This is a genomic window from Chryseobacterium sp. AG363, assembly GCF_003610675.1.
GTDB lineage: Bacteria > Bacteroidota > Bacteroidia > Flavobacteriales > Weeksellaceae > Chryseobacterium > Chryseobacterium cucumeris.
Genome location: NZ_RAQF01000003.1, coordinates 481,205 through 495,702, shown reverse-complemented (window position 1 = coordinate 495,702; position 14,498 = coordinate 481,205). Strand labels below are relative to the sequence as shown.

The 14,498-nt window shown below is 37.6% G+C and carries 11 protein-coding genes; all 11 read left to right on the top strand.

Translation table 11 applies throughout. The features are described from left to right. The first annotated feature begins 58 nt into the window (after positions 1–58). The 11 genes from DEU39_RS15155 (at position 59) to DEU39_RS15105 (ending at position 14,437) form a co-directional block, all read left to right on the top strand. Positions 59–454, top strand: a complete 396-nt coding sequence (locus tag DEU39_RS15155; RefSeq protein ID WP_062673364.1) for a hypothetical protein — start codon at positions 59–61, stop codon at positions 452–454. Positions 455–635: 181 nt separating this feature from the next. After that, positions 636–932, top strand: coding sequence for a hypothetical protein (locus DEU39_RS15150; protein ID WP_034691510.1), 297 nt, complete (start codon positions 636–638; stop codon positions 930–932). Positions 933–1,066: 134 nt separating this feature from the next. Further along, on the top strand, positions 1,067–2,566 hold the full coding sequence (locus DEU39_RS15145; protein WP_120232511.1) for a GH3 auxin-responsive promoter family protein: 1,500 nt from the start codon (positions 1,067–1,069) through the stop codon (positions 2,564–2,566). A 69-nt stretch (positions 2,567–2,635) separates the two neighbouring features. After that, entirely contained in the window at positions 2,636–2,998 is a 363-nt protein-coding gene (locus tag DEU39_RS15140) for a hypothetical protein (protein WP_062673360.1), read from the top strand. 92 nt (positions 2,999–3,090) lie between these two features. Continuing rightward, entirely contained in the window at positions 3,091–4,326 is a 1,236-nt protein-coding gene (locus DEU39_RS15135; protein WP_062673358.1) for an MFS transporter, read from the top strand. Positions 4,327–4,630: 304 nt separating this feature from the next. Next, the gene (locus DEU39_RS15130) at positions 4,631–5,236 is read left to right on the top strand and encodes a tetratricopeptide repeat protein (protein WP_147367596.1); all 606 of its coding nucleotides are present in this window, start codon (positions 4,631–4,633) and stop codon (positions 5,234–5,236) included. 167 nt (positions 5,237–5,403) lie between these two features. Beyond that, complete coding sequence (locus DEU39_RS15125; RefSeq protein ID WP_062673354.1) at positions 5,404–7,476, top strand: T9SS type B sorting domain-containing protein; 2,073 nt, start codon at positions 5,404–5,406, stop codon at positions 7,474–7,476. 99 nt (positions 7,477–7,575) lie between these two features. Then, positions 7,576–9,723: a T9SS type B sorting domain-containing protein gene (locus DEU39_RS15120; protein WP_228432337.1), complete on the top strand. Its 2,148-nt coding sequence runs from the start codon at positions 7,576–7,578 to the stop codon at positions 9,721–9,723. 154 nt (positions 9,724–9,877) lie between these two features. Beyond that, the gene (dnaB, locus tag DEU39_RS15115; RefSeq protein ID WP_120232508.1) at positions 9,878–11,467 is read left to right on the top strand and encodes a replicative DNA helicase; all 1,590 of its coding nucleotides are present in this window, start codon (positions 9,878–9,880) and stop codon (positions 11,465–11,467) included. 69 nt (positions 11,468–11,536) lie between these two features. After that, positions 11,537–12,013: a ribonuclease HI gene (gene rnhA, locus DEU39_RS15110; RefSeq protein WP_062673348.1), complete on the top strand. Its 477-nt coding sequence runs from the start codon at positions 11,537–11,539 to the stop codon at positions 12,011–12,013. A 165-nt stretch (positions 12,014–12,178) separates the two neighbouring features. Then, positions 12,179–14,437 (top strand): lectin-like domain-containing protein, encoded by a 2,259-nt coding sequence (locus DEU39_RS15105; RefSeq protein ID WP_120232507.1) that lies wholly within the window; start codon positions 12,179–12,181, stop codon positions 14,435–14,437. Positions 14,438–14,498 lie beyond the last annotated feature (61 nt).

Below are 14,498 nucleotides of genomic sequence, written 5' to 3'. Positions count from 1 at the left end.
CTCACCCATGGCATAGTGTTTGGGATTTCCAGACTAACCAAACATTAAGAATAATATTATGAAAAAAGCAATTAAAATCTTAGGAGTTATGATGCTGTTGGTATTCACAGCATTATCTTTTTCATCATGTAGCAAAGATGACGACCCTGTAAACAATGAATTTTTTGCAGGAACCTACAAAGGAAAGGTTTCTTATAATGATGGTGGTTCTACCAACATCAGCACAGATGACGGAAGTGTATTTGTAACAAAGATTGCCAGCGGCACCAAATACAATTTCGCGTTCTCCAACAGTATTCCGGATCTCAACGGAATAGAGTTTAATCAGGAAGGAGATCATACTCTGGTGATGATTGGTTCTACAGCAACCTCTTATATCAGAATTGATAATAATGTTTTAAAAATTCTGTATGTCAAGGATGGCAAAACGTGGACAGCAAATTGTACGCGCTAGCCATGTCTATTTATATATTATTCAAGCCTGTCTTTATCTTTGAAGACAGGCTTTTTCATTGTAAATGAAGTGTTTTAATTTTTTTTTAAGCTGTAATAAACTTTAGTTAAGTTTAAAAATCTCAATTTTCTAGCCTGCTTTTTGTATATCTTTATTCAACAAAAAACAAACAATAATTCTTATGAAAAAATTCTTATCTGCAATGTCTTTGATCCTTGGATTAGGACTTGCCACTGCTCAGCAGACTGCTCCCGCTACAGGTGCTACGGCGCACCCGCCTGTAAAAGCAACTACAGCAAAAGCTGTTAAACCAGCTGAAGTAAAAGCTGCAAAACCGGCAATGGATGCAAAAGCAGCGAAGCCTGCACAACCGGCTGCCAAAATGAAAAAAGACGGCACTCCGGATAAGAGATATAAAGAAAACAAACACCTGAAAAAAGACGGTACTCCCGACAAAAGGTATAAGGCAAACAAATAAGCATAACATTAACATATAGTTGTTATTTTCATAATCAAATTTCGAAAAGCCGGTGGAACAAGTTCCATCGGTTTTTTTATGTGAACCTTCGTAAAAATGATTCCAGATTCTTTACTTATTTATAAATTTGACCCATGTTAAACTTCTTCAAGAAAAATGCAGCGCTGATCTGGGCAAAAAAACATGTTCAGAAAGCGGAGGATTTCAAAAAAAATGCTGAGAAAAACCAGGAGGACTTGCTGCTTTCTCTAGTGAAAACAGCTCAAAAAACACTTTTTGGGAGGGAACATGATTTTGAAAACATTCATTCTGTAAAGGAATTTCAGGACAGAGTTCCTGTGGCCGATTATGAAGATCTGAAACCTTATATTGAAAGGGTAAAAAAAGGACAGTCCAATATTCTATGGACGGAAACGCCGGAGTATTTTGCCAAGACTTCTGGAACCACTTCAGGTTCCAAGTACATTCCGATTTCCAAAGAAGGAATGCCTTTTCAGATTGCCGGAGCTCAAAGTGCTTTATTTCATTATATCAGTAAAAAGAATAACGCTGATTTTGTGAATGGAAAAATGATTTTCCTTCAGGGCAGCCCGGAACTGGAAGAAGTATTTGGGATAAAAACAGGAAGGCTTTCCGGTATTGTAGCTCATCATATTCCTAATTATCTTCAGAAAAACCGTCTGCCGAGCTGGGAAACCAATATTATGGAAGACTGGGAAACCAAAGTAGATAAAATTATTGAGGAAACAGAACATGAAAATATGACGCTGATCTCAGGCATTCCACCATGGCTGATCATGTATTTTGAGAAGCTGACAGAAAAACATGGTAAAAAGATCAAACAGCTGTTCCCCAATCTTCAGCTTATTGTAACAGGAGGTGTCAACTATGAACCTTATCGTGATAAAATGGAAGATTTATTGGGAGGCAAAGTAGACATTGTTCAGACTTTCCCTGCTTCTGAAGGTTTTTTTGCTTTTCAGGATGATTACACCAAAGAAGGACTACTGCTATTGACCAATCACGGAATTTTCTACGAATTCGTTCCTTTGGAAGAATATGGCAAGCCTGGAGCAAGAAGATTAACTTTAAAAGAAATCGAACTTCATAAAGATTATGCATTGATTCTTACGACCAATTCCGGGTTATGGGCTTATTCTATTGGGGACGTTGTAAGATTCATCAGCAAAGACCCATACAGGGTTTTGGTAAGCGGGAGAACCAAACATTTCACCTCTGCATTTGGAGAACATGTGATAGCATTCGAGGTAGAAGAAGCTATGAAAGCGACTCTTGAAAAGCATCCTGCACAGATTACAGAATTCCATCTGGCTCCACAGGTAAATCCGGCTGAAGGACTCCCTTATCACGAATGGCTGATTGAATTTGAAAAAGAACCTGAGCATTTAGAAGCATTCAGAGATGAATTGGATCAACAGCTTCGGGCAAGAAACACTTACTATGATGATTTGATTTCGGGAAATATTTTACAGAAATTACAAATCACCAGGCTTGCAAAAAATGCCTTTCATGAATATGCGAAATCCCAGGGAAAACTAGGAGGTCAAAACAAGACTCCAAGATTGGCTAATGACAGAAAGATTGCAAATCTCTTAGAAATTTACAAACTTTAATCATATTTTTTCAATTCCAAAAACGTATATTCGAAAAAAATTATAAATTTGAAAAACTAAAAGAAAATAATGAAAGCATCTGTACTGTTGAAATCGTCTTTACTAACATCTTTATTTGTTATTACATCTTGTGCTACTACAAAATACAGCGAAGATATTTCAAAAAACAACTACTCTAATCTTGAAGCCGGAAAAATATATAAAGTAACTATGAGAGACGGCTCTCCGAAGCAGACCATCTTATTCAGAAATGTCGTTGGGGAAAATATTGTAGGAACTGCCGGTAAAAAAGATAGTACAGAAGTGATTATTCCTAAATCCAATATAGCGGCTGTGAAAGACAGAAGAAAAGCAAGAATTGCCGCAGGAGCTACGATTATTGGAGCAGCAGGTGTTGCAGCGATCGTATTGAGTTCTTCCAGAGCGGACTAAAATAGATTTTATCTTTTGAGATATATTTAATATATCTTTTAAAAATTGTCATATGGATAGCCCTAAATAAATTTTTAGGGCTATTTTTGTTCATGATTTCCTTTACCCCGTTACAAACATTACAAAATGTTGAGTTCAGAAATCTTCTCACCGGGAGATTTTTTATTGTTTTAGCTTTCAGAATGCTTGCCACTTTACTTGGATGGTGGGTATATCAATTAACAAAAGATCCATTTTCAATAGGCCTTATCGGACTTTCAGAGGTGATTCCTGCGGTAAGCTGCGCGCTGTATGCGGGACATGTTATTGATATGAATGAAAAAAAGAGACTGCTACTCATTTGTAATTATGCATATATTTTTCTGATTGGCCTTTTGTTGATTCCCGCATTTCTTGATGTGGAAATGCACTTTACGGGTCATCAGATTACCTATTATATTTATGGTGTTATCTTTTTCACAGGGATAGCAAGAGCCTTTATCGGTCCTATTGTTCCTTCCATGATTCCTAAAATTGTAAAGAAGGAAAATCTTCCGAATGCCGTAACGCTGAACCAGGCTACTTTCCTGATATCTTCTGTTTGCGGACATGCTATCGGAGGTGTTCTGATTGGATTTATCGGCGTAAAATGGACTCTCGTTGCTATTTTAACACTCATATTTGTTGCTTCGTTATTTTTCTGGCAACTGCACAAACAGCATTCAGAATACAAAAAAGAAACAGTAAATGTAGTAGAAAGCATGCGTGAAGGAATTTCTTATATTTTTAAGACCAAGGAGATTCTGGGAGCTCTATGTCTTGATATGTTTGCAGTACTTTTTGGCGGAGCCGTAGCTATGATCCCTGTATTTGCAACAGACATCCTGAATTCAGGAGCTGAAGGTTTCGGTTTACTGAATGCAGCTTCAGACATTGGTTCAATGTGTATTATTACTATTTTATCTATTGTTCCCCTTCGCAAAAATCAGGGGAAAATACTTCTTGCTGTGGTTACAGGATTCGGGCTATGCATTATTGGATTCGGACTCTCAAAATTATACTGGCTGTCTTTTATGTTCCTGGTGATGAGCGGGATGCTGGATGGAATTTCCGTGGTTATCCGAGGCACCATTGTACAGTTAAAAACACCGGATCATATAAGAGGTCGTGTTCTGAGTGTGAATTCAATTTTCATCATGTCAAGCAATGAAATGGGACAGTTCGAAAGTGGACTTATGGCCAAACTCCTGGGCGTTGTGCGCTCTGTGGTATTCGGAGGCTGTATGACCGTTTTAGTGGCCCTTGTTGTTGGAAGCACCAATCCTAAATTGAGAAAGATGCAATATTAACTTATTGTTTATCAAATCATTTAAAATCTGATACAAAAAAAAATAAGAATTCGAAATACTTAAAATCAGAATAGAACGTTTTCTATTCTGATTTTTGTTTTATAGCTGTTTTTTTAAAATTTATAAAAGAATTAAACCAGAAATATTCATCAAAACTATATATATCTTTACGATCTTCATATAATTTAATCAACAGAATAAAATACCACATTTAAAACCAATATGTTACTTTCATTAAATATATCTCAAAATCTTTAATTTAACGTTAATAATTTTTTATATTTGCTTCATAAAATATCCCCCTATGACTAAACTTTTACTAATTTTGAGCTTTCTCATGACAGGTTCTCTGATGAATGCTCAATTCTTTTCAGACCAAACCTTACAACAATCTGTTTTACAATTCAATAATGCTAAAACAGAAAATGACTATGATATGCTTTTTTCTAAGTTTTCACAAGCTAAAACTTCAGAAAAATGGCAGGCTAATTACTATGCAGCAGCAGCATTGTATCTTAAAACCAATTTCCTTTTAAAGAATAGTCCGAACAGCCCTCTTGGAGAACCTAATGAATCTGCCAGAAAACTTGCAATGCAGGCTCTTGCTTCGGAAAAAAATAATGGAGAGGTCAATCTTCTTCTTGCTCTTATTCATTTTCAGAAAATAAGAATAAAAACAGCTGCAGATCCTCAAAAGGAACTAAAAACGGCTACAGGCTTTATGGCTAAAGCGGAAACAACTTTAAAGAACAATCCAAGACTTTCTTTTTTAAAAGCGGAAATAGCTGAAAAGCAAGGGAACAAGACAGAAGCTATAAAGTTCTATCAAAAAGCAGCCAAAGAATTTGAAATGTCAGACGCCTCATCAAGTTCACCTACTTGGGGAAAACAGCTGATCGGAACAAATTAACAGAAAAAAAATGTATGATCTCCCGAGTAAATTGGGACGATCAGTTTTTTTTAATACGAAAACCTGAAAATTCATTGAATATTTTGATAAACAGTATTTTGTATCAGATAAAACAGCATTTTTTAATAATTAAACACATTTAATATTTGTTTTAAAAATTAATTCTCATGAAAAAAACATTACTTGTTTTATTACTCATATTTTCACATATTTTATTTGCACAATCAGATTGTGGCACTGCAATGGCAGTCTGCGGTAACTCTGACATTTCATATACACCAGGCGGGCATGGAGACATTGCAGAAAACCTGGGTGGATGTTTAACTTCTAACGAGAAGTACTCCGTATGGTATTCTTTTACCATCGCTACAGGAGGAACCCTTACTTTCGAAATCATCCCTAACGACCAGGGAGATGATTATGACTTTGGAGTATATGGACCCAACAAATCTTGTGGAAACCTAGGAACTCCTATACGTTGTTCTTATTCCGGACTAAGTGGAAATACAGGTCTTAATATGACCGCTACTGACCTTAGTGAGGATGCAACAGGAGATAAATGGGTAAAATACATGGATGTACTGCCTGGTCAGACTTACTATATCATTGTGAATAACCACAGAGAAACAGCTAACGGATTCAAATTATCATGGGGTGGAACAGCTACTTTGTCTTCTCCATTCACTGATCCGAATATACAGCCTCATCCCTTTATCCCACCGGGAATTCCAGGAGCTAATCCTGCTGACCCAAGAGAAGTAGTAATCTGTTCAAATCCGGCGACTTTTGATTTCGCATCATTATCCGCAGGAATTCTTAATGGTAACCCTAACTTCAACATTAGCTACCACACAAGTCAGAATGATGCTTTAACAGGTAACAACCCTCTTGTTGGACCTCAAACAGTTACTCCTGTTGGAGTTTATTTCTACAGTATCAACTATACTGACCCGACTAACCCCAACAGCCCTATTAATAAATGTAGACAGACTGGTAAATTTAAATTTAAAGATGGTACAATCACCGCTACCGATGTAACGCTGACAAGCTGTAATAACAACAATGCAGGTACGGCAACATATGACCTTACCACAGCTGCAGTTTTTGCTGATCCAACGGCAACTAAAAAATACTATTACACATTATATGATCTGAATAACTCAATCAATGAGATCACCAACATCTATCAGTTTGTTTCTGCTGAAGGTAAAATATATGTAAAAGTAACTTCTGCATTTGGATGTAGTGATATTGCAGAAATTACCCTTAAATTCTATCCGCAAATCATTGCAAAAGATGCTGAATTGAGATCATGCTTTATTGAAGCCAATCCTTCTACAGCTTTATTCAACTTGGATAATGCTGCTGTAATTACACCACAGGCAGGAATCACTAAAAAATACTTCCCTTCACTAACAGACGCAATAGATGAAACCAACCAAATTTTAAATGCTAATTATATTGCACCAAGCGGCTTAGTATATGTAAGAGTATCCGACACCAGAGGATGTTATGTAGTGGTAAAAATTGGTTTAACTGTAATTGCTCCAGTAACATCCAGTGTTCTGAAAGACAAAATTATCTGCATGGAAGACACGACCACTTTAGATGCCGGACCTGGGTTCAAAAGCTATGAATGGAGCACAGGAGCAACAACACAGTCTATTAAAGATGTGGGAGTGGGTGTTTACTGGGTAAAATTAAAAACAGGTGAATGTGTTGCCACTCAAAAGGTAACCGTTTATCCTTCTGAGCAACCAGTTGTAACAAATATCGACATTAACAATACTACATTGACAATCAATGTTATTGGAGGAACACCGGATTATCAGTATTCTATGGATAAGATTTTATGGCAGCCTTCTAATGTATTCTCCAATGTAGCAAGAGGAACTTACAAAGTCTATGTAAAAGATGCTTATGACTGCGAGCCAATTGAAGTTGCAGTAGTGGTTCCTAACCTTATCAATATGATTACTCCAAACGGAGATGGTGTGAATGACGTAGTGGATTATTCTGCTATGGCTGATAAACAGAATCTTATTTTGAGTATCTTTGACAGATATGGAACAAAAATCCACCAGGGAGACAAATCCAATGGTTATAAATGGGATGGTAAAATTGGTGGCAAGAACATACCAACAGGTACCTACTGGTATTCTGTAACATGGAACGAGAATGACAAAAAGAATACTCCGTTCAAGTTTTCAGGTTGGATTGTTGTAAAAAACAGAGAATAAAACACCACAATATAAAAAGCCGCTTTGGCGGCTTTTTCTTTTACAAATAATGATAAAAATTTATTGATTTCAAGTTTGTTTAACAAAAAAGTTTTAACAATGAAAAAAATATTACTTCTTTTTATTTTATTGATAGCGCAAATGGCCTATTCACAGTCAGATTGTGTCACAGCAATTCCCATCTGTGGTAATTCTGACATTTCATACACCCCTTCGGGCCCGGGGAATATAATAGAAATTCTTAACCAAAACGGTGGATGCCTCAGTACCAATGAAAGATATACAGTTTGGTACACTTTTACAGTATCCACACCAGGAACACTGGCATTTACAATAAAACCTAACGATCAGGATGATGATTATGATTTTGCAGTTTACGGACCAACAGCTAACGGCTGTGCTTCGTTACAGAATGCGGATCACGTTTTCATACAACCCATAAGATGTAACTATAGCGGCACTTCAGGAGATACAGGTCTCGATCTGACTCTTGCTCCACCAGCCGTATTCCCTACCAATCCACCAGGTGTTACATCCAGTATGAACAATGGTAAATGGAGTCCCTATATGGATGTATTGGTTGGCCAGACTTATTATCTGGTTATTGACAACTTCAGTAGATCCGTTAATGGTTTTTCTTTAGAATGGACAGGAACGGCAAGCTTAAGTTCTGCATTTAACGATCCTGTTCTTTCGCCTAACCCATTTATCGCGCCTGGAATTCCGGGAGCAGCTCCTAATGATCCTAATCAGGTAATGGTTTGTGCGCTGCCTACCCAGTTTGATTTTACAACATTATCTGCAGCAATTATTAATGGTAACAGCCCCAACTTCAAGGTTACTTATCACAAAACAACCAACGATGCCCTTACAGGACAAAATCCACTTACGGTAGCCACTGTAGACGGAGTTACAACATATTATTACAGAATTGTTTATCAGGATCCTACCAATCCGAGCAACCCTATCAACGGATGTTTCATAACCGGAAAGTTCAAGTTTGTGAATGTGGGTATTTCTGCCAATTCGGCTACTTTATACTCCTGTAACAACAACGGAGCAGGTACTGCAAAATATAACTTAACAACAGCCAATGTATTTGGAGGAGCCGGAGCAACCATTAAGTATTATGCTACGGTTGCGGATATGAATGCTGAAATTAATGAAATTACAGATCCTACCAACTACGTCTCTGCTGAATCAACCGTATATGTAAAAGTAATTTCTTCTTTCGGATGTATCGCAACTACTACCATCAGATTATTATTCTACCCATCAGTTGTACTGAAAGATGCTGTACTTCAAAACTGTTATATTGATAATGACGTTACCCGTTCAACATTTGATCTTTCCAAGGCTGACATCGGAGTAGCTGTTCCAACACCTACCGGAACTACCATTAAATATTATACAACTGTAGCTGATGCTAAAGCACAGACAAACCCTATTATAGCAGCATTAAACTATCTTTCAGAAAGCAAAACAGTATATGCAAGAGTAGATAATGACAAACAGTGTTATTCAATTGCTAAAATAGAACTGATTGTATTGCCTCCGGTAAAATCAGCGGTATTAAAAGATAAGACAATTTGTGCTGAAGCCAAAACCTCTTTGGACGCAGGACCTGGATTTGTAAGCTACGAATGGAGCACAGGTGAAACTACACAATCTATCAACAACGTAGGAGTTGGGGTTTATTGGGTAAAACTTCAGACAGGAAAATGCTTCACACTTCAGGAAGTACGTGTACATCCAAGCCTTCAGCCAGTGGTTTCAGGAATCGAGATTACCAACAACAACATCACAGTAACAGCTTCAGGGGGAGTTCCTCCTTACAAATATTCTATTGATGGTGTTAACTGGCAGGACTCCAATGTATTCACAGGACTTCCTAGAGGAGAAAATACGATATATGTAAAAGATACTTATAACTGTACGCCTATTCAGGTAACCGTGACTGTCCCTAATCTTATCAACGCGATTACTCCGAACGGAGATAATGTAAATGATGTTATTGATTACTCAGCATTAGCTTACAAGAAAAACCTTATCTTCATTGTATATGACAGATATGGAAACAAACTTCATGAAGCTAACAAAATGAATAACTTCACTTGGGACGGAACAGCATTTGGTAAGAAAATCCTAACCGGAACTTACTGGTACACGATCTCGTGGAACGAAAACAATAAAGACAATACCGAAACCAAATATTCAGGATGGGTATTGGTAAAAAATAAAGAATAAGTTTTACTTCATCTTTTTGAAAAATCACCTCAGACTGAGGTGATTTTTTTTATCAACAAGTCCAACCTCCTGTTTACAGCATTTTACGAAAGACTGCTAATAATTTGTTGAATACTATTTTTCTATTATTTTTTAAATAAACTATCTTTGCATCATGGCGCAGAAAGAAACATTATCATCCCTGACACACGGAAACTTTGCAAAAGAATTGTCTATTGCGGATGGAAAAATGCCTCCCAATGCAGTGGACTTTGAAAGACTGGTTATCGGAACTTTTTTGATTGACAAAAAAGGTCTTGACCATTCCATTGACCTTCTTACTCCGGAGGTGTTTTATGATCCCAGACATCAGGTCATCTTTTCTACTATCTTAAAATTGTATGAAGGCAACCACCCGGTAGACTTAATGACGATTATTCAGGATTTAAAAAAAGAAGACAAACTGAGTCAGGCAGGTGGTGATCACTACATCATTGATCTTACAATGGGAGTAAGTTCATCTGCCCATATCGAATATCACGTACGTGTTATTCTTGAAAAGTATATTTTAAGAAGTCTTATTAATGTTTCTGCTAATGTTATTGATTCTTCTTACAAGGAATCGACAGATGTTTTTGAACTTCTGGACAAGGCAGAGCAGTCTTTCTTCGAGATTACCAACGGAACGATTAAGAAAGGATTCGATACTGCCAACTCATTGGTAAAACAAGCCATTGATACCATTAAATCTTTAAAAGATAAACAAGGACTTTCCGGAGTTCCTTCAGGATTCAGAGATGTAGATAAGGAAACCGGTGGTTGGCAGAATTCTGACCTTATCATTATTGCAGCCCGTCCCGCGATGGGTAAAACAGCATTCCTGCTTTCCATGGCAAGAAATATTGCAGTAGGGCACAAAATTCCTATGGCTCTGTTCTCTCTCGAGATGGCCTCGGTACAGCTTATTACCAGAATGATTGCTTCCGAAACAAGAATCTCATCAGAAAAATTAAGAAAAGGAACCCTGGATGATGAAGAATGGCAAAGACTATTCTCCAATGTATCTGAATTGGAGAACGCTCCTTTATATATTGATGAAACACCTTCCCTTTCCATATTCGACTTCCGTGCAAAATGCCGAAGACTGGTAATGCAGCATGGCGTAAGACTTATCATGGTCGACTACCTTCAGCTGATGACCGCAGGGAGTAGCAGCGGAAAAGGAGTTGGAAACCGTGAACAGGAGATTTCCATGATTTCACGTTCATTAAAAGCAATTGCAAAAGAACTTAACGTACCGGTCATTGCCCTGTCACAGCTTTCAAGAAGTGTGGAAGCCCGACCTGGAAAAAGACCTCAGCTTTCAGACCTGAGGGAATCCGGAGCAATTGAGCAGGATGCGGATATCGTATCTTTCATCTTCAGACCGGAGTATTATAAAATTACGGTTTGGGATAATGACGAGGAAGGACAGGAAACTTCTACAGAAAACCAGGCCGAACTGATCATTGCAAAACACAGAAATGGTGCTACAGCAGATGTAAGATTATCATTCCTGAAACATTTTGCAAAATTCGGTGATATTGAAGCAGCGTTTGACAGTGGTACCGGAGGAGGATATCCTTCCAACTTCGGAGAGCCAAGCGGATTTGACAAGATCAAAACAACGATTCAGCCAGGAGCAGCATTTGATCTTCCGGATAGTTCAAAACTTTCAGGGTCTTCCATGAATGACTTTGATGACGATGATGACTTCCCTTTTTAAGCAAAGATTAAAATTCAGATCAATTCAGTTTAATTTTACAGTCAATACATCAATTATTAAAAAGCAGATTTGAGAATCGAAATTTATACGGACGGAGCTTGCAGCGGAAACCCGGGAAAAGGCGGATATGGAATTCTTATGCGCGTTCCTGAAAAAAATTACCAGAAAACATTTTCCAAAGGTTTTAGAAAAACCACCAACAACAGAATGGAGCTTCTAGCGGTCATCACTGCATTGGAAAAACTGAAATCTACAGAAAATGACATCCATGTGTATACCGACAGTAAATATGTATCTGACGCCATCAACCAAAACTGGATTGCCGGATGGATCAAGAGAGGCTGGAAAAATGTAAAAAACCCTGATCTCTGGAAAAAATTCATTGAACTCTACAACAAACACAACCCGAAAATGCATTGGGTAAAAGGTCATGCCGGACATTTTGAAAACGAACTTTGCGATAAATTAGCCGTAGCAGCAGCCAGTTCCTCAGATCTCGAAATTGATACCTATTTTGAGAGTTTAGATAACAATTCCTTATTTTAATTTAATTAATACAAATACGTATTAGCTACTGCAATATTCAGCATTATATCATAATTTATAGTATTTTTTTAAAATATTATTAAAATTTAAGCAAGATTAACATTAAATACATATTATTTAATTGGGATTTAATATCTTTACATATTAATCTAAGTCCCATTATAAATGAATAAAAATCTATTATTGTATTTATCTGTTTTCTTACTCTGTATAGCTGGAAAGTCCTTCGCTCAAACTTATCAGCTTATCGGAAATCCAGTGAATACTACCGGATGGACGATGGTCTCCCCTACTCAGGTAAACACAGATTTTATTCAGCTGACCCCGGATACCAACAACCAATCCGGTTCTATCAGGCTGAATGACCCCATTAATTTAAAATATTGCGACAAATGGAGAGTGGAATTTGATTTCAGGATGGATTCCAACCAAACCTCCAATGGAGATGGAATTGCCTTCTGGTACCTTGCCAACCCTCCGGTAGCTAGTGTATTAGGCTCAGGACTTGGAGTATCTCAAAATGCTGTAGGACTTGTTGTAGGACTTGACACTTATAACAATACCACCACTGCTACCATGAGTAAGGTACACGTTGGGTATGGACTGGTTCAAAACACCACTGACAACAATAATGTCGAATTTTTTAATGTTCCCGGAAGTTCTTTCCACTCTCCGGATCTGAATACGACACAGCCTTTTCAGGGAACAACCTTTAAACACGTTGAAGTAACGGCACAGGTAGATCCTGCAGCTCCTACCAGCTGGATTATAAAAATAACAATAGACGGTAATGTAATTTGCAATCAGTCTTTTGCGCCTTCAGGTGCTGCTGCTGCAATGACTGTAGGATATTTTGGTTTTTCAGCTTCTACAGGAGGTGCAAGATCCAGACATTCCATTAAAAATGTAAAAATTTATACGGATAAAGTTCCGATTTTACAGAATTCAGCAACACAGTCATTCTGTCCTAATCCTACAACCGGATACGGATCAGTAAACCTTACTTCTTTCAATTCACAGTTTGTCAGCAATCCTTCCAATTATACATTTACCTATTATCCATTTGGAAGCTCTACACCTATTGCGAATCCCACCAATTATCAATTCAATGCTAACTCAACAGTAACAGTTGTTATTAAAGATAATGCAGGACTACTTTGTGATAACCCGGATGGTAAAATTTTATTGGTTCTTGCTCCTTTCAAAGCGGAAGACAAAACGATTACGGTATGTAATAATAACAAAGCAGGAACAGCAGCTTTCAATCTGAATACAGCAGCGGTGACCAATGTTCCGGGAGTTACAAAAAAATATTATAAAACGTTAGCAGACCTCAACGCCGATACGAATGAGATTCAAAATCCTGACAACTATCTATCTGCTCCCGGAGCTGTTTATGTAAAAGTAACAACTCCTCAGGGATGTACAGGTTCAGCAAAAATTACCCTTGCATTCTATCCGGACACTCCTGTGAAAGAAGCTACTCTAAGATCATGTTTCATTGAAAATAATATTACGAGTGCTATCTTTAACTTGACAACCGCAGATGTTACTACTTTAGGAGCAGGCACTGCAAAAAAATACTACACATCCATCGCCAATGCTTTAGACGGTACCAACGAAATTATGAATCCTCTCCAGTATTTATCTACAAGTACTGCAGTGTACGCTAAAGTGACAGACGCCACCGGATGCTTTAATATTGCTAAAATCAACCTTATTGTATTACCACCTGTAACCTCTTCTGTTCTGAAAGACAAAATCATTTGTATCGGAGAAAAAACAGATCTGGATGCAGGACCTGGATTTGACGGCTATGAATGGAGCACCGGAGCAACAACTTCATCTATCAAAGATGTAGGCGTTGGTAGTTATTGGGTAAAATTGAAAACCGGCAACTGTATCACTACGCAGACTGTCAATGTAAAAGCATCTGCAAATCCGGTGATTTCCAGCATTGATATTGACAACAACACCATAACAGTAAATGTAGCAGGCGGAACTCCTCCGTATCAGTTTTCTCTGGATGGAATGAACTGGCAGCCTGGCAACATATTCACAGGTTTAGCAAGGGGCGAAGTAAGAGTTTATGTAAAAGATTTTTACAATTGCACACCTGTTGAAGTTCAGATTACTGTTCCTAACCTGATTAATGCTATCACTCCAAACGGCGACAACGTGAATGATTTCATTGATTACTCAGCACTGGCTTACAAGAAAAATCTGATATTTATTGTTTACGACAGATATGGCAACAAATTGTATGAAGCCGGAAAAATGAGAAACTTTACATGGGACGGAACGGCTTCCGGTAAAAAAGTTCTTACAGGAACTTACTGGTACACCATTTCATGGAACGAAAACAACAAAGACAATACTGAAACTAAATACTCAGGCTGGGTATTGGTTAAAAACAGAGAATAAAATTACTATCAGAAACTACCTCATTTGGGGTAGTTTCGGTATTAAAAAACAGGATTTGCCC

What these genes read in the sequence shown, in the direction of transcription:
- DEU39_RS15130 (WP_147367596.1), top strand. Translation starts at nt 4,631, where the DNA reads ATGACTAAACTTTTACTAATTTTGAGCTTTCTCATGACAGGTTCTCTG.
- DEU39_RS15105 (WP_120232507.1), top strand. Translation starts at nt 12,179, where the DNA reads ATGAATAAAAATCTATTATTGTATTTATCTGTTTTCTTACTCTGTATA.
- dnaB (WP_120232508.1), top strand. Translation starts at nt 9,878, where the DNA reads ATGGCGCAGAAAGAAACATTATCATCCCTGACACACGGAAACTTTGCA.
- DEU39_RS15140 (WP_062673360.1), top strand. Translation starts at nt 2,636, where the DNA reads ATGAAAGCATCTGTACTGTTGAAATCGTCTTTACTAACATCTTTATTT.
- DEU39_RS15150 (WP_034691510.1), top strand. Translation starts at nt 636, where the DNA reads ATGAAAAAATTCTTATCTGCAATGTCTTTGATCCTTGGATTAGGACTT.
- DEU39_RS15155 (WP_062673364.1), top strand. Translation starts at nt 59, where the DNA reads ATGAAAAAAGCAATTAAAATCTTAGGAGTTATGATGCTGTTGGTATTC.
- DEU39_RS15125 (WP_062673354.1), top strand. Translation starts at nt 5,404, where the DNA reads ATGAAAAAAACATTACTTGTTTTATTACTCATATTTTCACATATTTTA.
- DEU39_RS15135 (WP_062673358.1), top strand. Translation starts at nt 3,091, where the DNA reads ATGATTTCCTTTACCCCGTTACAAACATTACAAAATGTTGAGTTCAGA.
- DEU39_RS15120 (WP_228432337.1), top strand. Translation starts at nt 7,576, where the DNA reads ATGAAAAAAATATTACTTCTTTTTATTTTATTGATAGCGCAAATGGCC.
- DEU39_RS15145 (WP_120232511.1), top strand. Translation starts at nt 1,067, where the DNA reads ATGTTAAACTTCTTCAAGAAAAATGCAGCGCTGATCTGGGCAAAAAAA.